We start from the raw sequence: 22,012 nt of genomic DNA on the forward strand, positions 1-22,012 counted from the left end.
AGAATCGCAAATTTACTGATATAAATCTGATTGTTTTATTAATATTTACTGTGACGGAAAAAGCATTTTTCTATCACGTGAAATATTGATATATTGCGGTATAAGATTTTACTATGCTAACAAAAGAACAAATCGCACAACGTATATCAAGAGAAGTGAAAGACGGGATGTATGTCAACCTTGGAATCGGGATTCCGACTTTGGTGGCCAACTATGTTCCGGAGGATATTTCGGTGGAATTTCAGAGTGAAAACGGAGTTTTGGGAATGGGACCATTTCCTTTCGAAGGTGAAGAGGATGCAGACTTGATTAACGCAGGAAAGCAGACTATCACGATTCTTCCAGGTGGTTCTTTTTTTGATTCCGCGTTCAGTTTTGGGATGATCAGAAGTCAAAAAGTGGATTTGACTATTCTTGGTGCAATGGAAGTTTCTGAGAACGGCGATATTGCCAACTGGAAAATTCCCGGGAAAATGGTAAAAGGAATGGGTGGTGCAATGGATTTGGTAGCTTCTGCAGAAAATATCATTGTTGCAATGATGCACGTTAACAAAGCTGGCGAATCAAAAATCTTGAAAAAATGTACACTTCCTTTAACAGGTGTCAAATGTGTTAAAAAAGTAGTTACAGAATTAGCCGTTATGGAAATCACAGATAAAGGTTTCAAACTATTGGAAAGAGCGCCGGGAATTTCGGTTGAAGATATTGTGAAAGCCACAGAAGCGGATTTGATTATTGAAGGAGAAATTCCTGAGATGCAATTCTAATTTTAAACCACAAAAGTCACAAAAGAATTACTTTATCTTTTGTGACTTTTGTGGTTATTATAAATTTCTATTTTTTCACCGCTCCAAAAACTTTCTCCAAAAGAGTAGTCGTCCTAAGCGCAGAATTATTTCTGATTCCGGTTTCTTTTTCCGCCACCATTTTGAAAACACCATTGATGGTTTCTGTTGTTACATATTCATTCAAATCGGTAGTTACAGCTTGACCAGTTAATGTATTGTATTTCGAAATCAGATTTTTCCAGACCGTATCGGCGCCTACTTTCCCAAGTGAAGCTTTTACTTTCGGCTGAAACGCTGTGAAAAGCTGACTTTGAGTTTTGGTTTGTAAATAATTAGTCGCTGCGTTATTACTTCCTAAAAGAATATTTTTTGCATCGGTAATTGTCATAGACGTAATCGCATTCGCAAAAATCGGAGTAGCTTCTGTTACGGCATCTTCCGCAGCTCTGTTCAGTAATTTTACACCCTTGTCTGCTAAACTGCCTAAACCAAGGGTTCTTAAAGTCGTATCAATTTTTCTCAGTTTTTCCGGCATCAGAATTTTTACCAGTTCATTTTTATAAAACCCGTCGGTCACGCCTAATTTTTTGACACCTTCTGTTACGCCAAGATTCAAAGCTTGTTTCAGACCAGATGAAATTTCGGTCTGGGTAAGATTACCAAGATTGATATTGGAATTCGTGGTTGTTGTATTAGTAGATGTAGGGTTGGAAGTTTTGACCTGGCTGAGGTCAACACCTGTTTTGTCTTTAACTACTTTTAAAAGGTCACCAAGCTGTGCTTGTGTAGAAATTGAAAATAGTAATCCTGCAGCAATTAAATAGTTCTTTTTCATTAAATATATTTTTTACAAAATTAGATGATTAAATCTGATTGAAGTTAAATACCTCAAAAAATTAAATCTGATTTCGTAAGATCACATCATACAAGTCTTGTCTTCTATCAGTCATTGTTTTCACAGCGCCATTGTAATGAAGCTCTTTTAATAGATTAAGATCAACATCCACAATAATCGTCATTTCCGTATTCGGCGTAGCTTCACCTTTTATCGCATTGGATGGAAAAGCAAAATCCGAAGGAGTGAAAACCGTTGCCTGTCCGTACTGAATATCCATATTGTTCACACCTGGCAAATTCCCGACACAACCAGCAATGGCAACATAACATTCATTTTCGATGGCTCTTGCTGCGGCGCAATGCCTAACTCTTGTGTAAGCATTTTGGGTGTCTGTAAGGTATGGAACAAACAAAATTTTCATTCCTTGGTCAGCCAGCAATCTTGGTAATTCTGGAAACTCGACATCATAACAAATAATGACACCAATTTTTCCGCAATCTGTATCGAAAACCTTAATTTCGTTGCCACCAGTCATTCCGTAATATTTCTTTTCGTTTGGCGTGATGTGAACTTTTCTGTATTCGTCAATTTTTCCGTCCCTGTGAAGCAGATAACTGACATTGTACAATTTCCCTTCTTCCAAAATCGGCATACTTCCGGAAATGATATTCACGTTGTAACTCACCGCAAATTCTGATATTTTTTCTTTTATTTCTTCGGTTAGTTCAGACAGTTTCTCCATTGATTCCCGCTCATTCATATGATTGAAAGGCGCGAGTAGAGGCGTGTTAAATAATTCCGGGAACAAACAAAAATCTGATTGATAACCTGCGACTGCATCTACAAAAAACTCAACTTGGTTGTAAAAATCTTCCAAATCCTTCAGAGGCCGCATTTGCCATTGGACCAAACCAAGCCGAATCACGCTGTCCTGCATCGTGTTCTTCTTCGCCGTGTAATAGATGTTGTTCCACTGCAACAGAACTGCATATTCCTCGGATTCGGAATCGCCTTTCAGGTAACCTTTTATAATTTTAACCGGAGAAAAATTATTCCCAATCTGAAAACTGAGAACTGGATCATAGATTTCCTTATTTCGAACTTTGGTGATGTATTCTCTGGGCGATAATTCTTTGCTGTAAAGATGATAATTAGGAATCCTTCCGCCAATGATGATGGATTTTAAATTCAAAATTTCACAAAGTTCTTTTCTGGCGTCATACAATCTTCGTCCTAACCTTAATGCTCTGAATTCAGGATCAACGAAAACCTCGATGCCATAAAGAACATTTCCGACATTACTATGCGTATTGAATGATTCGTTTCCGGTAATTTCTTGATAAGTATGTTGGTCGCCGTACAATTCGTACTGAACAATAATGGATAATGCCGCAGCAGCCAATTTCCCATCAACTGTGATACAGATTTGACCTTCCGAAAAAATGGAAGTCAGCTTCTGGATATTCCGTTTGCTCCAGACATTATCATCGATATCGGGATAAGCTTTTTGCATTGCTTCTGCCAAGTCATCATAATCATCAATGTTTAGTTTTCTGATTTCTACCTGCATAGTTTGTATATTTTATTGATTAACCACAAAAGTTACAAAAGATAGTATGTAACATATTTGATTTTATCTTAAAGTGAAAATAAGCCTTTGTCACCTCTTTTTTCTTAGAATATTGATTATATTAAAAGCTTTTGTGTCTTTTGTGGTTTCATTGATATTTTTTAATTAATATTTCCTTTAGCTGTTTCATTCCTTCCGTTGCAGAAGTTTTGAAATGGTTGTCATTTTTTGTGAAAGCATTTGGATTTTCCATATTGGGGTCGATGACGAAAATTTCACAATGTTCAGGAACATATCGGATAACCGATGCAGCCGGATAAACCTGCATAGATGTTCCAATGACCAAAAATAAATCTGCCTGAGAAGCAATATCAATCGCATTATCCATCTCCGGAACCATCTCTCCAAACCAAACAATGTGTGGACGAAGTTGTGAGCCGTCCGGGTGTAAATCTCCAACCTTGATATCATCAATATAATCAATGATTTCGCTGTTTTCGTTTACAGATTTTGCTTTTGTCAATTCGCCGTGAAGATGAATGATTTTGGTGGAACCGCCTCTTTCGTGAAGGTCATCTACATTCTGAGTAATAATATGAACATCGAAAAAATCCTCCAATTCTGCAAGCAATTTGTGCGCCGCATTGGGTTCTACTTCTTTCAATTGTTGTCTTCTGGCATTATAAAAATCCAAAACCAATTGCGGATTTCGAGCAAAACCTTCCGGAGAAGCTACGTCTTCAATGCGATGATTTTCCCAAAGTCCATTGTAATCTCGGAATGTTTTTATCCCACTTTCTGCCGAAATTCCTGCACCGGAAAGTACAACCAGTTTTTTCATTTTAATCTAAAATTTTCTTTAAATATAACGAATTTTCTATGGCAGAAGTTCCCCAAGTGTTATTAAAGTAAATATAAAATTCTTGATTTTTAGCTTTGATTTCTTTAACTAGATAATCCAAAAATTCTTCTGAATATAGCGACTTATAAAGTATCGGTTTTCCGTGCAGGCGATAATATCCGATTTTAGAATTCGTAATAATTACATCTTCCGAGATTTTTCCAGGAAAACTAACACCGCAGAAAATCCATTGGTGTTTTTTGAACAAATCGAAAATTTCATCATTCCACCAAGAGTCGTGTCGGAATTCGACTGCAATCAAAAAATCATCAGATAAAGTTTCTGTTAGCCATTTGATATTATTCTCAGTACAATGAAATGATGATGGAAATTGAATTAAAAAACCAGCTAATTTGTTCCCCATATTTTCATTAATATAATTACAGAAGTCAAAAAAATCTTCTTTCTTACTTTCAGAATAGCCGGAATGAGAAATTGTTTTTGGAATTTTAATAAAAAAATTAAAATCATCAGGCGTCTCATCATTCCATTTTTGGAGCGTTTTTGCTATTGGTTTTCTGTAAAATGTACTGTTGATTTCGACCGTGTTATAGACTTTAGAATATAATTTCAGGAAGTCTTTATTCTTAGAATCTTCCGGATAAAGTGAACCTTTCCAGTCTGTATTATAGAATCCTGAACAGCCGATATGATATTTTTCTTTTGAATTTTTCATTTTATTTTATAATTAAAACTTATGCCAATTTGCATTAAATCAGTTAATTAAAATTAATATGATATTTATCATATCAAAATAGTATGAATTAAATTTGCTGAAGAAAAATTCTTATCATAGTTTTGCACTGTGATAATGAATTGCTGTCATACTTATTAAGAAAGACCGAGGGAACTGACCTGTTGAAGTCTTAACAACCTGCTGATTAGGTAAGGTGTTACATTCAGCCTTTGAAAAAAGGAAAGATAAGTTGAAAATGTTTAATTGCGGTTGTGATGCCGTCTCAATATAACTTCTTTCAGACTTGTCTGGGAGAAGTTTTCTTTTTGTATAAAACGTAAAATTTAAAAATATGATCCAAAAAACTATGTTTAATTCCAGCAAAAGAGCCGTTATATCGACAGCCGTAGTTTTCTTTTCCGGAATCTATCTGACTCAAGCACAGGAAACGAAGGCTGTAAAAGATTCTACTTCTGATAAACAAATTGAAGAAGTTGTTTTGGTAGGTTCCAGAAGTGGAGGACGTTCAAAAACAGATAGTCCGGTTCCTGTGGATGTTTTCAATTTGAAAGATATTCAACAAAGTTTACCACAAACCAATATCAATCAGATCCTAAATACGATTGCGCCATCTTTTACGTCAACTATTCAGACTAATGCTGATGGATCGGATCACTCGGATCCTGCGCAGTTGAGAGGCTTGGGACCAGACCAGACTTTGGTTTTGATTAATGGAAAAAGAAGACATACATCGGCTTTGGTCAACGTTAACGGTGCGCCGGGAAGGGGAACAGTTGGAACGGACTTAAACGCTATTCCGGCTTTTGCACTTTCAAGAATCGAGGTCTTGAGAGATGGTGCTTCTGCGCAATATGGTTCTGATGCAATTGCCGGTGTAATGAACTTACAATTGAAAAGAGATACTGGAAAACTGACAGGACAACTGAATTATGGTGGTTACCTTACCAAAGCTGCCAATGACCATACTGGAAATTATGATGGACAACAATTTCAATTAGATTTGAACTACGGAAACAAGATTGGAAAACGTGGTGGTTTTTATAATTTGACTTGGTCTTCCCAGTTCCGTGACCCAACAAGAAGAGCTGGAACAGAAAGCGGAAATATCTACAATGCTTACAATGCTATTGAGAAGAGAGCTGCAGAAGCCGGCGTGAATCTGTCTTCTTATTTTAATAACATCAATAACCTGAAAGGCTCGGCTGGTGAACAAGATTTCGTAAATCTAATTCATCAATATGCGCAAGGTGTGAATTATTTTGATTCCGGATTCCAGTCAAGTATTCAAAATGCATCAAATATTTCTGCTTTACAAGGATTGTTAGGCGCTAATTATACAGATCAGGAATTGGCTTACAGAGGACAGACCAGAAAAGATTTTAATCAGCAAGTTGGACAATCGAAGCTAAATAATCATCAGTTATTTGCGAATGTAGAAGTGCCTTTGAATGACGATTGGAAAGTTTACACATTCGGAGGTTATTCAATCCGTGATGGTGCTTCCGGTGGTTTTTACAGAAGACCAAACCAGGCCAGAACATTTACAGGTTTATATATTGACGGTTATTTGCCAGAGATTCATACTAAGATTCAGGATGTGTCATTGTCTGCTGGAATCAAAGGAAAATGGGACGGATGGAATGTAGACTTCAGTAACACATTCGGGCAAAACAGTTTTGATTATACCATTGAAAATACAGGAAACACAAGTTTGAGATTCAATTCTCCAAGTTCTTTCAAAGCCGGTGGGTTGCAGTTTTTGCAGAACACCATTAATTTAGATTTCAGCAAATCATTTAATTGGCTGGAAGGTGTGAATGTCGCTTTCGGAGCAGAGCAGCGTCACGAGAATTTTAAAGAAAATCCGGGTGAAGAAGCGTCTTACACAGCTTATGATGTGAATGGAAATCCACAAACTTCAACATCTGTTAATCCAACTGATTTCTTCGGAGTGGCATTGGCAGGAAGTTCTCAGGTTTTCTCAGGTTTCAGACCAGAAAATAGGGTTAATAAAAATAGAAATGCTTATGCGGCATATGCAGATGTAGAATTTAATTTTACCAATTGGTGGCTGGTAGATGCAGCAATTAGATATGAAAATTATTCTGATTTTGGTTCGACTTTCAACTATAAATTAGCGTCAAGAATCAAATTATCAAACGATCTTAATTTTCGTTTTGCAGGTTCAACAGGTTTCCGTGCTCCATCAATTCACCAAATCTATTATAATACCACTTCCACTTTATTTACAACATTACCGGCAACCCCTGAAAATCCTAATCCGCAACCAACTCTTGTAGAAGTAGGAACTTTCAGTAATGATTCTCAGATTGCTCAAGGTTTTGGAATTCCGAAGTTGAAACAAGAAACGTCAAAATCTGTAAGTACGGGATTCACGTATAAAATCCCGGCAATTAATTTGAATATTACAGCAGATGCTTATTTTATCAGAATTGATGACAGAATTGTTTTGACAGATCAATTCTCAAGACCAAGCAATCCAACAACACCCGAACAAATTGCATTAGCAAACGAATTTGTAAAAGCCAATGTGAATGCGGCTCAGTTTTTCTCTAATGCTATTGATACGGAGACCAAAGGTTTTGATGTTGTAATCAGCCATACGTTGACAAAGGAAAGTTTCAAATTCACAAATGATTTTGCTATCAATTTCAACAGAACCAGAAAAGTTGGCGATATCCACGCTTCTGATTTGTTGAAAAATGCAGGATTGGAAAATACCTATTTTGGAGAAAAATCTAGAGTTTACCTAGAAGATTCTGTTCCAAAAGTGAAAGCGAGTTTGTCCAATAATTTTAAATGGAATGATTTCAATTTCTATCTGAGAAATACCTATTACGGAAAAGTTTATGGTGCGGATGGTCTCAATGGAAATGCGTACGACCATCAATTGATTTCGGACAAGATTGTTACCGATTTATCCATTGGTTATGATATCAGCAAGAATTTTAATTTAACGCTTGGAACAAACAATTTATTTGATATTTATCCAACTAAAAATGTGACAGGTTCTACGAATAATGATCAATTTATCTATTCTAGATCAACATCACAGTTCGGACAGAACGGAAGATATGTGTTTAGCAAGTTAACCGTTTCTTTTTAACTATTGATTTTTTTAAGGTTTTTATTTTGTTTTGAAATGGCATCTGGAGTTTTCTCGATGCCATTTTTTTTGTAGATGAAACCACAAGAGTCAAAAAAGATCATATAAATCTAAAGCGGATTATCAGGCTATTGAACGTAAAAGGAATGAAAATTTAGAATTAAACAATTAACAAAGTAATATTGAGCTTTGAAACATCTGTTCCAACAAAAATTTTAATCGTATATTTATTTTTTCTACACTGGGACTATTCTTTGATACCACAGTAAAACAAATATTACATACAATATTAATATTATAAAAAAGAAAAAGTGAAAAAAATCACCATACTATTACTACTAATCATCTCCTTTTCCGGAAATGCACAAACCGTAACAGAACCAAAAAACAACCCGGAAAAATGGTCACAGCCTTATGAACCATTTAGAATTGTTGGGAATCTATATTATGTCGGGACTTATGATTTGGCATCTTATCTCATCGTTACAAATAAAGGAAATATCCTCATCAACACAGGTTTGGCTGATTCTTATCCTCAAATCAAAACCAATATTGAGAAATTGGGATTCAAATATAAAGACATCAAAATCCTGACTTTGACTCAGGCACATTTTGACCATATGGGCGCAATGGCTGATATCAAAAAAGAAACCGGCGCCAAACTTTATGTAGACAAGGCGGAGCTGGCCGAGCTGAAATCTGGTGGAAAATCCGATTACGAGTTGGGGAAATATGGCGTGACATTTAAGCCTTTGACACCCGATTTTCTTTTGAAAAATAATGATAAAATCACATTAGGCAGTACAACATTGACTTTGCTTCATCATCCTGGTCATACAAAAGGTTCCTGCAGCTTTATCTTTGAAACGAAAGATAAAGACAGAACTTATAAAGTTTTGATTGCCAATATGCCGTCCATCATCATTGACCATAAGTTTTCTGATGTTCATGCTTATCCTGATATGCAAAAAGATTATGCTTATACTTTGGAAGCTATGAAAAATCTGGATTTCGATATTTGGGTCGCTTCACACGCCAGCCAGTTCGATTTGCATGAGAAACGTAAACCAGGCGATGCTTACAATCCGAAATTGTTTATGGATAAGGAGAATTATTTTAAGTATCTGAAGGAATTGGAAGATGATTATTTGGAAAAATTAAAAGAGGAATCAAAATAATAATACTTTATACGTAATACATTCTACTTTTTACAATTAATTATGCAAATCCATCACATCGCCATCATCTGTTCCGATTATGCAGTTTCCAAAAAATTCTATACAGAAGTTTTAGGGCTTAGTATTATTCGTGAAGTTTATAGAGAAGAAAGACAATCCTACAAACTGGATTTAGCAATCGGAGATCATTATGTCATCGAATTATTTTCGTTCCCCAATCCTCCAAAACGTCTATCAAGGCCTGAGAGTTGCGGACTTCGCCATTTAGCTTTCTCCGTCGAAAGTGTTGAAGATAAAAGAAATGAATTAATCAAAAAAGGTTTGGATTGTGAAGAAATCAGAACCGATGAATTTACAGATAAAAAATTTTTTTTCACTTCTGATCCGGATGATTTACCTCTGGAATTTTACGAGGTTTAAGTATAAACGGATAGATAATCGATTAGAAAAATTACTTATAATTCATCATTAATATTTATTACTAATGCGCATAACCTGTCAGGAAGCTTACAATCATAATGGTTAAAACAATCATTGAAATGATAACATAAGTGTAATCCTTTTCTTTCAGATAACCGATTAATGCAAAGATAATTCTTACTAAAGGTGTCAGGATCAAAAGCAAAATCCCAAGCTGGATAATCGCCATTCCTTCGCCTCTACAAAGCGAATCCCAGAAACTTCCCCAGACTTTTTCGGACGAATCTCCCATTTCCAGAAGATTGTATTTTCTGGGCATTTTGAAGCCTTCCGTAAACAACTTAATAAACCCAATAAGGGAAGTCACCACGGAAAGAATAACGCCTAATCTCAAAAGATTTCCAACGGAGCGGTTTAGATCAACGTCTGTGAATGGTTTTGTTCTCATTAATGGAAATTTTTTGCCACGCCATTATACATCATATAAATCGAAAGCAATGTAATCACGATTGCAAAAAATACTTTCAATTTCTTCGTTTTAGAAATCATCAAAGTTTTGGAGCCGATAAAGCTTCCGACAACGACGCCAATCAAAACAGGCGCAGCAATCACCGGAATAATCTGCCCTCGCTGAAAATAAATCAACGCCCCGGCAACAGCTGTTACACCAATCATAAAGTTACTTGTAGTCGTAGAGACTTTGAACGGTAATTTCATCATATTATCCATTGCCAAAACTTTCAATGCACCAGAACCTATTCCCAAAAGTCCGGACATGGCGCCTGCAAAAACCATCATCAGGAATCCCGGAATTGTATTTCTGGAAGCATAGTGTTTTATCCCGTCTTTATCTGGAAAAGTCCCATAGAGCTTGAGTTTATCAGCAAGACTTCCTTTGATTAATTCTTCCTGATGGTCAGGTTTTCCTTTGAGATTTAAGAGCACGGTAAGAATTAAAATACTCGCAAAAATAATCCCGATTGTATTCGGATTTAGAAATCCGGAAACCAAAGCGCCAACTACAGCGCCCATTGTTGTGGCTATTTCCAAAAACATCCCGATCCGCATATTTGTAAAACCTTCTTTCACAAAGGCAACTGCAGCACCTGAAGAAGTTCCAATCACAGAGACCAGAGAAGCGCCGATTGCATAATGCATCGGAACGCCAAAACCGAGAGTCAATAGAGGAATTATGATAACACCGCCGCCCAATCCTGTAAGAGAACCCATCAATCCCGCAGCGATAGCTCCAATAAATAGAATAATGATTTCTGACATAGGACAAATATAGAGCTTTGAAAAATATTTTAACCTTCAAATCGTGACATTTTTTAAAATAATTAATTCATATATAGTCTATTAACATTGTAGGAATTGACATTTTGACTTCTTTGGATGAGCCTATTTTACAGATTGTGTTTTGCACATTATTTTAAGTATTTTTGTGAAACATTTTCTCAGAATGAAATTATTCTATGTTATTTTAGGCGCAGCACCAAAAGGCAGAAATATCGAACAACACGATGTTTTTTTCGGAATTGCAGAGCGTTTTGAAGACCTGATTCCAGAGTTGAAAAATTTTTGGGCAGATGCCAAAATTCATATCGATTGTTATCAGGAGGTGCGTTTTGCCGATGGTTTTGAAGTGAAAGTCATTGACAAAATACCCGAAAAGTCGTCTGATCAATTATTTTTTATCAATCTTGGCGGTTACAAGCCCGGGCATTTTGAGGAATTTCATGAGCAGCATTTGATGGTTGGAAAATCTCTCAGCGATATTATCAAAAGAGCGAAGCAAACCGAATTTTATAAAACAATGGGTTTTGCAAACGCTGTAAGCCATATTGATGATAAACACGGCGTTGACATCGATGATATTTACAATGTTAATGATTTGTTGTCGCAAAATTCTAAAGAAAAATATTCCATTATCCTTGAAAAATCTGATATTGAACATCAGGAAAATGTAATGAAAATAGGTTATCTTAAAATCAAATAGTTATGAAAGCAATTTCTCTAATACTCTTTTTCGTTTCTTCGTTTTTCTTGGCCCAAAAATCTGAAGAAGAATCAATTAAATCGACAGTCAATCAATTATTTAATGGAATGAAAACCTCCGATTCTGTATTGATTAAAAAATCATTTCATAAGAATGCCGTCTTGCAGACTATTACAAAAACTGCAGAGGTTAAAGATGAAAGTATCAATGATTTTGCGTTGAGTATTTCTAAAGCTGAAAAAGGTAGTTTGGATGAGAGAATCATATTTTCAAATATTCTGATTGATGGAAATCTGGCTTCAGTTTGGACGCCTTATGAGTTTTATTACAAAGGTCAATTCTCGCATTGCGGTGTCAATTCTTTTCAATTGGTGAAATCCAATAACGAATGGAAAATCCAATATATTATCGATACAAGAAGAAAGGATAATTGTAAGAAGTAAAAACTTAGAATTAAATCTTTGATAAGTTTGAAGTTTACACTGAGCCTGTCGAAGTGACTTTGTGAACTTAAAAGCATATAGTATAAAAAACATTGTGGACTTTGTGTTCAAAAAATAAATCTAAAAATAAAAGAAAGTTAAAGAGTAAGTTATGAAAATCGGAATTTTAGGCGGCGGACAATTGGGAAGAATGTTCATCCAGGAAGCATTAAAATATGATGACGAATTCTATGTTCTGGACCCCAACCCGGAATGCTCCTGTGCGCATATTTCTCGTTTCACTAGAGGTGATTTCAATGATTATGACACTGTTTTGGAATTCGGACAAGACAAAGATGTGGTGACGATTGAGATTGAACACGTGAATGCAGATGCGCTTGAAACATTAGAAAATCAAGGTGTAAAAGTGGTTCCCAATTCTAAAATTATCAAAATCATTCAACAGAAGATTTTGCAGAAAAAATTCTATGAAGAAAATAGAATTCCGTCTCCTGAATTCGAAATTATGGACGGTAGCGAGGACGAAATCAAAATCCAATTGCCTTTCGTTCAAAAACTTAATACCGGTGGCTATGATGGAAAAGGCGTACAGTTACTTCGTTCAAATGATGATTGGAGAAATCTTTGGATTCAGGAATCGGTTTTGGAAAATCTGGTCGATATCGATAAAGAATTATCGGTAATTGTTGCTAAAAACGAAAACGGTGAGATCAAAACGTTTCCAGTAACAGAAATGGTTGCAGATCCAAAACTGAATCTCCTGGATTTCAACATTTGTCCGGCCGATATTTCTGACGAAACTCAAAGACAGATCGACGTGATTGCGAACCAATTTATCAAAAGTGCAGATTCTGCCGGACTTTTTGCGATTGAACTGTTCCTTGATAAAAATGGAAAAGTTTGGGTCAATGAAACTGCGCCGAGACTTCACAATTCCGGACATCAGTCGCAGGAAGGCAACGCCAATTCGCAGTTTGAGCAATTTTACAGAGTCGTGACCAATCAGCCTTTAGCCGATACAGATGCATTCGAATTTTCCGGAATGCTGAATCTTGTAGGTGAAAACAATTATTCAGGAAAAGTAAAATATGAAGGGCTTGAACAAGTTCTGAAATTACCAAAAACCTATGTTCATCTCTATGGAAAAACTGAAACAAAACCGGGAAGGAAAATGGGGCACATCAATGTTCTGGCAGATTCCAGAGAGGAATTAATGGAAAAATTGATTCATATCAAGTCTTTGGTGAGAGTCATAGCATAAGAATTCGTGATTAAATAAAAAATTGTTTAATTTACAACCTCTTAATAACCACGAAATTACACCCTTATGAAAAAATTACTTTTTTTTGTCCTATTATCAATAGGCCTTCTTTCTTCTTGTAAAGATGATGAGCAGGATCAAAATGTATTACCTGAAGCAACACAATCTGGCAAAAATATTGCTGGGGCATTGATAAATGGTAAAGTTTGGGTAGCTACTACAAAAAAGCTAAACAGCAATAACGCGGGTACATATTGCGAAAAATTGAATGATAACTATTTAATAAAATTAGATTTAAGAAAAGATCCTGACAGATACACTGAATCTATGTACATAATTGTATCCATCTCCAATTTAGAGCTTAACCAAACATATGAAGTCATTAATCAAACACCTGACGATGGTTACAACTATGCAAGCTATACGAGTAATGATAAAGTTAGTTACTCATCAAATCCCAATAATACAGGTAGAATAAAAATAACAAGACTCGATCTTCAAAATCAAATCGTATCTGGAACCTTTGAATTTAAAGCAGTAGATAACAATGGAAATATCATTAATATAACAGATGGACGTTTTGATAAAAAATTCGATTAATAACCAAATTTTCAAAACAATAATCTATGAAAACAAAATTACACATTTTGGCACCATTCATTACTTTCAAAAATGTTTATTTGGACAAATCAAACTCAATCAACAATTTGCATTACAACAACCGACTAATACTACCATAAACTAAGTAAGAGAATTAATGGAATACGAAAATTATCACAATATAATAAGCATAAAAAAAACGGTCAGAATTATCTGACCGTTTCTTATTAAAAAATTATTTGGCTTTGGCACTTTCTAACGCATTGTTATAAGCATCTTTTGCATCGCCCGCCGCTTTTTTAGAAACTTCTTTGGCATCCTGCGCCGTTTTGTTAATAGCTTCTTTTGTATCCTGCGCAGCAGCTTTCATATCCTGCTTGGCATTTTCTGCAGCCAACTTTGTTTTATCAACAGCGTTGTCAACGCCTGCTTTCACGTCCTGTGCTGCATTACCAACAACGGTCTTGGTATTTTCCCAAGCCATATTGGCGTCCGCTAATGCTTTTCTGGCAGCAGATTCGGCATCTTTATCACCTTTTTTGATAGCAGCATCCAGGTCAGCCTGTGCTTTGTCCACAGCAGCTTTAGCATCTATTTCAGTCATCGGCGTGGTTTCGGAAGTCACAACAGCAACAGTATCTTTGTTAGCATCTGTAACAACAGTTTCTTCCTTTTTGGTACAAGACGTTGCGAATAATAATCCAGCTGCGGAAGCTGTCAATAAGATTTTTTTCATTGTAAGATTTTATTTTGGTTAATAAATGTGTTTTATAATATTGTAAATATATTAATTCGAAGAATATCTCAATCAACAAATTTTATCGTTTTAAATATTTTTGCATCAGCCTGAATTTTAGCATTCCGGGTTTATAATTAATAATGAAAACACCGCTGATGATACAAGTTGTAGCAATAATGAATTTAGTGGAAATTGTTTCTCCAAGAATCAACCAGCTGAGGAAAATGCTGATGATAGTATTCACATAAGACAAAATCGAAACTTGTGTTGGCAGTAATGTTCTGAGTAGATAATGATACGAGAAAAATGCCAGTACAGAACCGAAAACAGCAAGATAGATAATCGCTGAAACACTTTTTACAGACCAGGCTGAAACATCAATGGTTTCTGAAAACGAGAAAGCGAAAACCAACTGTATAATTCCTGCAAATGCAAACTGGTAGAAAAGATTCAGAAATAGATTGTTATTTTCAACGTTAATCTTTTTCGTGTAAATTGTTCCCAGTCCCCAGCTCATTATTGCGATAATCAGAATCAGCAGTCCTAATCTGTAGCTGGGATTCATAAGGTCATTAATGCCGTCCCAAAAAATGAAAAGCACACCAAAAAATCCCATTAGAAGTCCTGCCATCGTCCGGTACGTGAATTTTTCCATTCCAATAGCCATACTCGCAACAAAAATGAAAATCGGAGATAGCGCACTGATTAGCGAGGTTAAACTGCTGGTGAGATTTTCCTCGGCAACCGTTGTTAAACCATTCGCACCAACCAGCATTAATGATGACAGTGTAATCTGAATTCGGAAATTTCTCCAGCCAATCCATTTCAGGTTTTTTGTATAAATCAGAATGGGAAGCAGGACAAGCGATGCCAAAAATTGGCGTAACCCTGCAACAAACCACGGCGGAACAGTTTCTACACCTATTTTGATGCCGAGAAAAGTCGTTCCCCAGACAATAGCCACAACAAAGATTGCGATAATGGTTTTTGAACTCAAAGCTTTTATTTGAAAAAAAATACTAAGCCAAAGGTATTCCAAAAACTCCGATTTTGCCTATAAATTTTTATCTTTGAGCATCTAATAAAAAATGAAATGGTAGGAATAATAATGGGCAGTCAAAGCGATTTGCCAATAATGGAACAAGCGGCTGATTTTCTCAAATCTCTGGAAATTCCTTACGAACTAACTGTTATTTCCGCACACAGAACACCGGAACGTATGTTCGATTATGCAAAAACAGCGAAGGAAAGAGGTTTGAAAGTCATCATTGCGGGTGCGGGAGGCGCGGCGCATCTTCCGGGAATGGTCGCCAGTTGTACAACGTTGCCAGTGATTGGCGTTCCCATTTTATCAAGTAACTCTATTGACGGTTGGGACTCGGTGTTGTCGATTTTGCAGATGCCTTCAGGAATTCCTGTTGCAACAGTTGCTTTGAATGGTGCTGCCAATGCCGGAATTCTCGCAGCGAAAATCATCGGAACGTGCGATTCCGAAGTCTCTGAAAAACTACAAAAATACCAGGATTCTCTTAAAGATAAAGTTCTTGGAACCGTTGAAGCTATCAAAAAACAACATCCGAATCAGTTTGATAAGTAGAGTGGTTAGGGCAGCTTAATCCGTCTTCCGCTCCCAAACCTAACGAAGTGGTTCGACGAAGTCAATCTTTTCACTCCACTTCGTTGCGTAAAAAGGATTTCCGCTCAAGCCGGGCTGCAGATTCAACATAAAATAAGATTAGTCATAAGATACAATTTTGTCATTCCATAGGAATCTCAACTGATTAGATTCCTATGGAATGATAAAGATTACAATAATCATTTTTTGCGTTTAAAAACAAAACTAATTTCTGAAGTTCTGACATTTGGTTGTAAACCAGTAACATATTCGGTATTTCCAAAATTAGGATGAACAGTTTCTGTCTTCTCGAAAACATCTACCAATTCCCAGCCTTCTTCGCCTAATGAGTTAAGGGAACTGTTTGCTATATCGATTTTTTTTGACGCAAATTTTGCGAGTTCGTCTTGTTCACTTCCTTTATAAGTAATTGTTTTATATTCCCATTTTTGGCTGCAAGAAATAATGCTGATTACAAATATGCTTGTTAAAAAAATTTTTTTCATTGATTAGTTTTTAGAATCTAAAACAAAACTAAATCATTGAAAATGAAATTAATTACGGAAAACCGTATTTTATCTAAATATAATTTTACTTATCCAAAATCCCCCTAATTTTATTCGCATTCACAATCAACTCTTCCAGATAATCAAAATTCTCCTTCTCCAAAGCGGATTTGAATTTTCTCAGCTGCGTAATATGTTCATTCAGAACATCCAAAACATTTTCTTTGTTTTGGCGGAAAATCGGAACCCACATTTCCGGGTGGGATTTTGCCAGACGAACCGTACTCGAGAAACCGGAGCTCGCTAACTGGAAAATAGTATCTTCCTCACGCTCTTTTTCTAAAACCGTATTTGCAAGTGCATAAGAAGTAATATGCGAAATATGCGAGATGTAAGCCGTATGAACATCGTGCGCATCGGCATTCATATAGATTGGATGCATCTCTAATGTTTCAATGAGTTTTTCTACAAGTTCTAAAGCATTGTCGTCGGATTCTTCTTTGTTGCAGATCACGGCTGCTTTTCCTGTGAAACTATCTTTGGTTGCTGCGTTTGGACCGGAGTTTTCCGTTCCCCACATCGGGTGAAATGCTACGAAACGTTTTCTGTTCGGATGATTTTTGATAGAATCCACAATGCCGGATTTCGTGGAACCAACATCCATCACGACCTGATTATCATTAATCAAATCCAAGACATCAGGTAATATTTTTCTGGCCGAATCTACCGGAATTGCAATGATAATCAAATCCGAATTTTGGATTCCTGTTTCGAAACCTGCTTTTTCATCAATAATGTTAAGTTCAAGTGCTTTATTGAGGTTGTCTTCATTTTGGTCAATTCCATAAACGAAATTGGTGAAGTTTTTCTCTTTTAATTTCAATGCAATGGAACCTCCGATTAATCCGGTTCCGATAATTCCTATCCTCATCTTTAATAGTTTTCTAATTATTTTAAAACAAAAAACCCCGTCATCAGGACGAGGTTTTGATATTTCTACATACGAATCCTAATCCTGTTCCAGGTTTTGAATTACGTAATAATATGTTCTGCTTGTGGTTTTCACAGAACGAAGATAGAATTAATTTTATTAAATTCAAAAAAAATTATGGATTCGAAATAATTAACGTTGATGGAATATCCGATAACCAGAGACTTTTGGTGTCAATCAGGTTTTTCCAGCTTTTGCTGCTGATGAGCATCAGATCCTGAGATTCTAGAAATTCTTTCTCAATGGTTTTCTCGTTGTAAAGCGTGATGTGATTCGGTGCGATATGTTCTATATTCCTGATCAGTTCACGGATTTCCGTATTTCTACGGATTTGTCCGGCAGCATCCAAAATGATGACCTGAGAATCGTTATTATTGATGAGTCGCTTGGCATATTCAACCAGATAAAAATCGCTCAAGTCAAAAATCGGGATGAAAATTTTATCCGCACTTTCGAAATTTTTGTCCACCATAATTCCCACGGGAATATTGGTTTTGTCCAGTATGCTCAACGTAAAATCATCGAAAGGAGAAGAATTGAAAATGTAAGATTTGCCTTTAACCGTGTTCAGTAATTTTTCTGGATTAATGATTTTGGTCGTAAAGCCTAGTAATTTTCCAAGCAAAGTTCCTTCATAGATTGATTTTCTTAGCATTATCAGAAGCAAGTCATAATTGCCTTTGTTGGTGATATGCACCAAATCATTTTCGATATCATTGGAAGCTTTGAAAAGGGTAGTAACTTCCAGCTTAAGCTCCTGCGACGTATCAATAACATTGGAAAATAATTCCTTTTCATAAGTATCGGTGTCAAAAGCGTGCAGCTCATCGACAGGTGCAATGGTCATCACGGTTACACTTTTGTTGCCGTTCATTTTATTGGTGAAATTATCAGCTAGCTTCAAGAGTGTACTTCCGGATTCTGGATTTTCAAATGAAAGCAAAACTTTATATTTTCCACTATTATCACTATTTTCTTCATCGCTCATTGATTTTTTTCCTCTGAAAAGAAAATTGATTAAATCCAAAGAAGGTCCCGTCATAAAGGTAGTAAACAGCGCCATTATGACCATCATCGCAAAAATCTCGGGACTCAGAACGCCCAAATCATAACCGATGTTGAGGACAATCAGTTCCATAAGACCTCGGGTATTCATCAGCGCACCGATTGTGAGACTATCTTTCCAATTAATTCTCAGAAATTTTGCAGTCAGGGCGCTTCCAATGAATTTCCCCGTCACAGCGACCGCAATAATCAAACCTGCCGTCATCCAGAGATGTCCGTCATTCAACAATCCGATTTGGGTCCTTAATCCTGTAAAAACAAAGAATAGTGGTAGTAGTAAAACTAATGCGACATCTTCAACTTTCTCAATAAAAAGATTCCTGAATTTCACATTTTCCGGCATTATCGCTCCGGCCATAAACGCTCCAAACAATGCGTGAATCCCAATGACTTCCGTCGCATAAGCCGAGATAATCAGTGTTAAGAAGAAAATCGCAACGATAGATTTGTTGATGACGCCTTTTCCTGCCTGCAGTTCTCCGATTCTTTTCAGGAAAGGTCTTACGATTTTTATCATTAGAAAAACATAGGCAATCGCCATCAGAATGACATAAATTGAACTGGCAAAAGAGCCAGCTTTTACAATTGCAATCACGGCTGCCAAAATACACCAGGCTGTGATATCATCGGCTGCAGCACAGGTGATGACAATGGTTCCAAGTTTGGTTTTCTGGAGATTCCGTTCCTGCACAATTCTCGCCAAAACCGGAAATGCCGTAATGCTCATTGCAATGGCGATAAACAACGCAAACGAACTGAATTGGACACCATCCGGCGCAAATTCCTTATAAATGAAATAGGATAATCCGATTCCCAATGCAAATGGAATGATGATACTAGCGTGGCTGATGACAACGGCGTCGTGCGCTCTTTTCCTGAGAACGCTCAAATCCAGCTCCATTCCCACGATGTACATAAACAGTATTAATCCTATCTGGCTGAGAAACTGTAAATTAGGAAGTGATTCTTTTGGGAAAAGGAAAGCTGAAAATTCAGGGAAATAAAGCCCTAGAAGCGACGGTCCTAAGACAATCCCGGCAATCATCTCGCCGATAACAGAAGGCTGTTTCATTTTCATACAAATCCAGCCGAACAATCTTGCCACAAAAATTATTGTGACGATTTGGATAAGAAGCAATGCCAGCGGATGATGCAGGTTGGTCATAAATGAGTCGACAAAATTGTCCCACATTGTGCCGTTGCTGGTTTTATGAATAATATTTTCGCCGGCTTCCAGCGTTTTTCCTTCCACAAAAAACCAATACATCAAAGCCGAAAAAACCAGAATTGTTGTAACGTAAAATATAATATTCCTGTACTTTGCCATAATCATTGACTTAAATTTTACCTAATTTTCAAGATGTAAAGTTGAGAAGTTTTTGAATATGAATTTTACATCAAATTCAAAAATGTAATGAATCGGCCTTTTTCTGCGCTGAAATTATTTCGAAAGTTTTTCGGAAACCTGGCATTTAAACGTATCACTGACATTTAATTTTATTGGATTTCCTTCTGATGAAGCCAAATCCAGAATAATTTCCGAAGAGGAAAAAACCTTAATAAAATCGATGTTAACCATTTCTTTTTTGTTGATTTGAACAAAGTTTTTCTGAGGCAATAATTTGGATAAGTTTTTGAAACTTAAGTTTTTAAGAATAATTTCTGAATGGTTTTTCAGCTTCAAATTCTTATCGCGACTATCGATTTCCGATGTTTTGATGTAAACTACATCACTGACAAAAATTCGGGTTTTGCCCAGATTGGTGTTCCATTCAAAAAACTGATTTTTTCGCTGTTCACCGAGTAATTTTTCTGCCTTTTCAAAAGCCTGCTGGAGACGTTCTTTTTTGATGGGTTTCCGCACATAATCCACCACATCAAGATCAAAAGCTTCTGCTGCGTATTCTTTGTAAGCCGTAGTAAAAATGATTTTTTTGTCTTGGATTAATTCAGCAATTTGAAGTCCGTTCATTCCCGGCATCTCGATGTCAAGAATACAAATATCACAATCGATGTCGTTGATTTCCTGTAAAAAAACTTTTGGATTGTTAAAGGCTTTGACCACCTCGATATTTTTCATTTCACTGCAAAGCAATTTCAAGTAGCTGATTGCCAGTAACTCATCGTCCAGAATAACGCACTTTATCATAAAATTCTGAAAGATTAATGGTGAGATGTGCTGTGAAAATACCATTGCTGATATTTTTGCTGAGTTTGTAATGATTCTTGTAAATCAATTTCAAACGCTGGTCAAAAGATTTGCTTCCGAATCCACTGTTTTCCTTTTGCAACGGCGTTTTCTCTGAAATTTTATTCGAAACTTTCATTTCAAATGTTCCGTCATCCAAAACTAAATTAACGGAAATAAAAGAATCCTGGGCCAGAAAATCTGTGTGTTTAAAAGCGTTTTCAATCAAATCAACAGAAATCAGCGGTGCAAAAACTTTCTCCTGATAAACAGGATCTTCTTTGTTGATTTTGGTCTTAATTCTGAAATCGAACAAAGGATTGATTTTGATTTTGTTGATTTCGATGAGATTCATTGCAAAATCCAGTTCTTCTTTTGGACTGACAAATTTGTTGCCGCTTTCGTAGAGAATGTAATCCAGAATATTTGCTAATTTGTCTAATGAAATATAGGTCTGATAAGCGTGAGACTGAACCGAATTCAGGATGTTTTTGAAAAGATGCGGATTGAGCTTGGTCTCAATCTGCTCCAGTCTTACATTGTCCAATTTGCTTTCCAGCGTTTTGAAATTGTCTTCGAGGAGCTTATTTTTTGCCTTCACGGATTTATATTTTCCCAAGAGAAAAAAACTCAGAACCAACAGGAAAAAAATAACAAAAATCCCACCAAATAAAAGATAATCGGGTAGAAGAAGATTTTTGCCGTTCATCGTTTATTTTAACTTTTTAAGACCGATAAATTCTGCTTTTTCCTTGCATTTGGAATAATGGATTTCATAGGTCGGATTGTCTTTAGGATAATTTAAGATATATTCCGGGCAAGGTTTTTTCTGAGCATTGCTTTTGTCGAAATCGATTTTACCTTTGGATATGATATCGTCTTTCAGGAATTTTTCAGAGATTTTATTCGTTTCCATTTCTTTTTTGAATTGGTCAGAATAAGAAAAATCTTTGGTCAAAGTTTCCGCAATCACTCTGTCATTGGGAAAATACGAACAGCTTGCCCCTTTCTGATTGAGGACAAAGAAAACGATTAATAATCCCGGAACCAGTCCGATAAAATAGAATTTAAGTTTTTTGAGCATGG

The 22,012-nt window shown here is 36.2% G+C and carries 23 protein-coding genes and 1 riboswitch; of the genes, 9 read left to right on the forward strand and 14 right to left on the reverse strand.

Annotated features, from left to right (window positions below; all coding sequences use genetic code 11):
- The first annotated feature begins 113 nt into the window (after nucleotides 1-113).
- On the forward strand, nucleotides 114-767 hold the full coding sequence (locus BXY58_RS06510; RefSeq protein WP_120213011.1) for a CoA transferase subunit B: 654 nt from the start codon (nucleotides 114-116) through the stop codon (nucleotides 765-767).
- Nucleotides 768-834: 67 nt separating this feature from the next.
- On the opposite strand, the gene BXY58_RS06515 is transcribed toward BXY58_RS06510, so the two are convergent.
- The 4 genes from BXY58_RS06515 to BXY58_RS06530 form a co-directional block, all read right to left on the reverse strand.
- Nucleotides 835-1,623 carry a DUF4197 domain-containing protein gene (locus BXY58_RS06515; protein WP_120213012.1) on the reverse strand — a complete coding sequence of 263 codons (789 nt, stop codon included), beginning with the start codon at nucleotides 1,621-1,623 and terminating at the stop codon, nucleotides 835-837.
- Between the two features lie 61 nt (nucleotides 1,624-1,684).
- A complete protein-coding gene (locus BXY58_RS06520; protein ID WP_120213013.1) occupies nucleotides 1,685-3,196 on the reverse strand; it encodes a carbon-nitrogen hydrolase family protein in 1,512 nt (503 codons plus the stop codon).
- A 148-nt stretch (nucleotides 3,197-3,344) separates the two neighbouring features.
- A complete protein-coding gene (locus BXY58_RS06525) occupies nucleotides 3,345-4,037 on the reverse strand; it encodes an SIR2 family NAD-dependent protein deacylase (RefSeq protein WP_120213014.1) in 693 nt (230 codons plus the stop codon).
- A 1-nt stretch (nucleotide 4,038) separates the two neighbouring features.
- Nucleotides 4,039-4,773, reverse strand: coding sequence for a DUF72 domain-containing protein (locus BXY58_RS06530; RefSeq protein WP_120213015.1), 735 nt, complete (start codon nucleotides 4,771-4,773; stop codon nucleotides 4,039-4,041).
- A 149-nt stretch (nucleotides 4,774-4,922) separates the two neighbouring features.
- A riboswitch (SAM riboswitch) is annotated at nucleotides 4,923-5,025 on the forward strand.
- Between the two features lie 100 nt (nucleotides 5,026-5,125).
- On the opposite strand from BXY58_RS06530, the gene BXY58_RS06535 reads away from it, so the two are divergent.
- The 3 genes from BXY58_RS06535 (at nucleotide 5,126) to gloA2 (ending at nucleotide 9,519) form a co-directional block, all read left to right on the forward strand.
- The gene (locus BXY58_RS06535) at nucleotides 5,126-7,921 is read left to right on the forward strand and encodes a TonB-dependent receptor plug domain-containing protein (protein WP_229728389.1); all 2,796 of its coding nucleotides are present in this window, start codon (nucleotides 5,126-5,128) and stop codon (nucleotides 7,919-7,921) included.
- Between the two features lie 311 nt (nucleotides 7,922-8,232).
- Nucleotides 8,233-9,099: a subclass B3 metallo-beta-lactamase gene (gene bla / locus BXY58_RS06540; RefSeq protein WP_120213016.1), complete on the forward strand. Its 867-nt coding sequence runs from the start codon at nucleotides 8,233-8,235 to the stop codon at nucleotides 9,097-9,099.
- A gap of 42 nt (nucleotides 9,100-9,141) precedes the next feature.
- The gene (gene gloA2, locus BXY58_RS06545; protein ID WP_120213017.1) at nucleotides 9,142-9,519 is read left to right on the forward strand and encodes an SMU1112c/YaeR family gloxylase I-like metalloprotein; all 378 of its coding nucleotides are present in this window, start codon (nucleotides 9,142-9,144) and stop codon (nucleotides 9,517-9,519) included.
- Nucleotides 9,520-9,580: 61 nt separating this feature from the next.
- On the opposite strand, the gene BXY58_RS06550 is transcribed toward gloA2, so the two are convergent.
- Nucleotides 9,581-9,967, reverse strand: a complete 387-nt coding sequence (locus BXY58_RS06550) for a DUF1634 domain-containing protein (RefSeq protein ID WP_120213018.1) — start codon at nucleotides 9,965-9,967, stop codon at nucleotides 9,581-9,583.
- Complete coding sequence (locus tag BXY58_RS06555; RefSeq protein ID WP_120213019.1) at nucleotides 9,967-10,797, reverse strand: sulfite exporter TauE/SafE family protein; 831 nt, start codon at nucleotides 10,795-10,797, stop codon at nucleotides 9,967-9,969. Before BXY58_RS06555 ends, BXY58_RS06550 begins: the two co-directional genes overlap by 1 nt.
- 184 nt (nucleotides 10,798-10,981) lie before the next feature.
- On the opposite strand from BXY58_RS06555, the gene BXY58_RS06560 reads away from it, so the two are divergent.
- The 4 genes from BXY58_RS06560 to BXY58_RS06575 all read left to right on the forward strand — a co-directional run bounded on the left by BXY58_RS06560 (nucleotide 10,982) and on the right by BXY58_RS06575 (nucleotide 13,822).
- Nucleotides 10,982-11,518 (forward strand): DUF1543 domain-containing protein, encoded by a 537-nt coding sequence (locus BXY58_RS06560; protein ID WP_120213020.1) that lies wholly within the window; start codon nucleotides 10,982-10,984, stop codon nucleotides 11,516-11,518.
- 2 nt (nucleotides 11,519-11,520) lie between these two features.
- On the forward strand, nucleotides 11,521-11,961 hold the full coding sequence (locus BXY58_RS06565; RefSeq protein ID WP_120213021.1) for a nuclear transport factor 2 family protein: 441 nt from the start codon (nucleotides 11,521-11,523) through the stop codon (nucleotides 11,959-11,961).
- A gap of 151 nt (nucleotides 11,962-12,112) precedes the next feature.
- Complete coding sequence (locus tag BXY58_RS06570; RefSeq protein WP_120213022.1) at nucleotides 12,113-13,222, forward strand: 5-(carboxyamino)imidazole ribonucleotide synthase; 1,110 nt, start codon at nucleotides 12,113-12,115, stop codon at nucleotides 13,220-13,222.
- A 66-nt stretch (nucleotides 13,223-13,288) separates the two neighbouring features.
- The gene (locus BXY58_RS06575) at nucleotides 13,289-13,822 is read left to right on the forward strand and encodes a Riean_0653 family protein (protein ID WP_120213023.1); all 534 of its coding nucleotides are present in this window, start codon (nucleotides 13,289-13,291) and stop codon (nucleotides 13,820-13,822) included.
- A gap of 235 nt (nucleotides 13,823-14,057) precedes the next feature.
- Here the strand turns inward: BXY58_RS06575 and BXY58_RS06580 are convergent, their stop codons facing one another.
- Nucleotides 14,058-14,558 carry a hypothetical protein gene (locus BXY58_RS06580; RefSeq protein WP_120213024.1) on the reverse strand — a complete coding sequence of 167 codons (501 nt, stop codon included), beginning with the start codon at nucleotides 14,556-14,558 and terminating at the stop codon, nucleotides 14,058-14,060.
- A gap of 82 nt (nucleotides 14,559-14,640) precedes the next feature.
- Nucleotides 14,641-15,558 carry a DMT family transporter gene (locus BXY58_RS06585; RefSeq protein ID WP_120213260.1) on the reverse strand — a complete coding sequence of 306 codons (918 nt, stop codon included), beginning with the start codon at nucleotides 15,556-15,558 and terminating at the stop codon, nucleotides 14,641-14,643.
- 96 nt (nucleotides 15,559-15,654) lie between these two features.
- Here BXY58_RS06585 and purE point away from each other — a divergent pair, with 96 nt between their 5' ends.
- Nucleotides 15,655-16,158: a 5-(carboxyamino)imidazole ribonucleotide mutase gene (purE, locus tag BXY58_RS06590; RefSeq protein ID WP_120213025.1), complete on the forward strand. Its 504-nt coding sequence runs from the start codon at nucleotides 15,655-15,657 to the stop codon at nucleotides 16,156-16,158.
- A gap of 218 nt (nucleotides 16,159-16,376) precedes the next feature.
- On the opposite strand, the gene BXY58_RS06595 is transcribed toward purE, so the two are convergent.
- The 6 genes from BXY58_RS06595 to BXY58_RS06620 all read right to left on the reverse strand — a co-directional run bounded on the left by BXY58_RS06595 (nucleotide 16,377) and on the right by BXY58_RS06620 (nucleotide 22,010).
- A complete protein-coding gene (locus BXY58_RS06595; RefSeq protein WP_120213026.1) occupies nucleotides 16,377-16,682 on the reverse strand; it encodes a DUF4177 domain-containing protein in 306 nt (101 codons plus the stop codon).
- Between the two features lie 85 nt (nucleotides 16,683-16,767).
- Nucleotides 16,768-17,613 carry a prephenate dehydrogenase gene (locus tag BXY58_RS06600; protein WP_120213027.1) on the reverse strand — a complete coding sequence of 282 codons (846 nt, stop codon included), beginning with the start codon at nucleotides 17,611-17,613 and terminating at the stop codon, nucleotides 16,768-16,770.
- 175 nt (nucleotides 17,614-17,788) lie between these two features.
- Nucleotides 17,789-20,065, reverse strand: a complete 2,277-nt coding sequence (locus BXY58_RS06605) for a cation:proton antiporter (RefSeq protein ID WP_120213261.1) — start codon at nucleotides 20,063-20,065, stop codon at nucleotides 17,789-17,791.
- Between the two features lie 114 nt (nucleotides 20,066-20,179).
- The gene (locus tag BXY58_RS06610) at nucleotides 20,180-20,887 is read right to left on the reverse strand and encodes a LytR/AlgR family response regulator transcription factor (protein WP_120213028.1); all 708 of its coding nucleotides are present in this window, start codon (nucleotides 20,885-20,887) and stop codon (nucleotides 20,180-20,182) included.
- The gene (locus BXY58_RS06615) at nucleotides 20,859-21,635 is read right to left on the reverse strand and encodes a histidine kinase (protein ID WP_120213029.1); all 777 of its coding nucleotides are present in this window, start codon (nucleotides 21,633-21,635) and stop codon (nucleotides 20,859-20,861) included. Before BXY58_RS06615 ends, BXY58_RS06610 begins: the two co-directional genes overlap by 29 nt.
- 3 nt (nucleotides 21,636-21,638) lie before the next feature.
- On the reverse strand, nucleotides 21,639-22,010 hold the full coding sequence (locus BXY58_RS06620; RefSeq protein WP_120213030.1) for a DUF4258 domain-containing protein: 372 nt from the start codon (nucleotides 22,008-22,010) through the stop codon (nucleotides 21,639-21,641).
- Nucleotides 22,011-22,012 lie beyond the last annotated feature (2 nt).

Source organism: Epilithonimonas arachidiradicis (genome assembly GCF_003610695.1).
Taxonomy (GTDB): Bacteria; Bacteroidota; Bacteroidia; order Flavobacteriales; family Weeksellaceae; genus Epilithonimonas; species Epilithonimonas arachidiradicis.

Bases quoted from the DNA above. Each gene is read 5' to 3' on its own strand.
- BXY58_RS06515 (WP_120213012.1), bottom strand. From the start codon at position 1,623: ATGAAAAAGAACTATTTAATTGCTGCAGGATTACTATTTTCAATTTCT.
- BXY58_RS06575 (WP_120213023.1), top strand. From the start codon at position 13,289: ATGAAAAAATTACTTTTTTTTGTCCTATTATCAATAGGCCTTCTTTCT.
- BXY58_RS06525 (WP_120213014.1), bottom strand. From the start codon at position 4,037: ATGAAAAAACTGGTTGTACTTTCCGGTGCAGGAATTTCGGCAGAAAGT.
- BXY58_RS06595 (WP_120213026.1), bottom strand. From the start codon at position 16,682: ATGAAAAAAATTTTTTTAACAAGCATATTTGTAATCAGCATTATTTCT.
- BXY58_RS06610 (WP_120213028.1), bottom strand. From the start codon at position 20,887: ATGATAAAGTGCGTTATTCTGGACGATGAGTTACTGGCAATCAGCTAC.
- purE (WP_120213025.1), top strand. From the start codon at position 15,655: ATGGTAGGAATAATAATGGGCAGTCAAAGCGATTTGCCAATAATGGAA.
- BXY58_RS06570 (WP_120213022.1), top strand. From the start codon at position 12,113: ATGAAAATCGGAATTTTAGGCGGCGGACAATTGGGAAGAATGTTCATC.
- BXY58_RS06605 (WP_120213261.1), bottom strand. From the start codon at position 20,065: ATGGCAAAGTACAGGAATATTATATTTTACGTTACAACAATTCTGGTT.
- BXY58_RS06550 (WP_120213018.1), bottom strand. From the start codon at position 9,967: ATGAGAACAAAACCATTCACAGACGTTGATCTAAACCGCTCCGTTGGA.
- BXY58_RS06620 (WP_120213030.1), bottom strand. From the start codon at position 22,010: ATGCTCAAAAAACTTAAATTCTATTTTATCGGACTGGTTCCGGGATTA.
- BXY58_RS06535 (WP_229728389.1), top strand. From the start codon at position 5,126: ATGATCCAAAAAACTATGTTTAATTCCAGCAAAAGAGCCGTTATATCG.
- BXY58_RS06565 (WP_120213021.1), top strand. From the start codon at position 11,521: ATGAAAGCAATTTCTCTAATACTCTTTTTCGTTTCTTCGTTTTTCTTG.
- BXY58_RS06520 (WP_120213013.1), bottom strand. From the start codon at position 3,196: ATGCAGGTAGAAATCAGAAAACTAAACATTGATGATTATGATGACTTG.
- BXY58_RS06510 (WP_120213011.1), top strand. From the start codon at position 114: ATGCTAACAAAAGAACAAATCGCACAACGTATATCAAGAGAAGTGAAA.
- BXY58_RS06560 (WP_120213020.1), top strand. From the start codon at position 10,982: ATGAAATTATTCTATGTTATTTTAGGCGCAGCACCAAAAGGCAGAAAT.
- BXY58_RS06555 (WP_120213019.1), bottom strand. From the start codon at position 10,797: ATGTCAGAAATCATTATTCTATTTATTGGAGCTATCGCTGCGGGATTG.
- BXY58_RS06530 (WP_120213015.1), bottom strand. From the start codon at position 4,773: ATGAAAAATTCAAAAGAAAAATATCATATCGGCTGTTCAGGATTCTAT.
- gloA2 (WP_120213017.1), top strand. From the start codon at position 9,142: ATGCAAATCCATCACATCGCCATCATCTGTTCCGATTATGCAGTTTCC.
- BXY58_RS06580 (WP_120213024.1), bottom strand. From the start codon at position 14,558: ATGAAAAAAATCTTATTGACAGCTTCCGCAGCTGGATTATTATTCGCA.
- BXY58_RS06600 (WP_120213027.1), bottom strand. From the start codon at position 17,613: ATGAGGATAGGAATTATCGGAACCGGATTAATCGGAGGTTCCATTGCA.
- BXY58_RS06615 (WP_120213029.1), bottom strand. From the start codon at position 21,635: ATGAACGGCAAAAATCTTCTTCTACCCGATTATCTTTTATTTGGTGGG.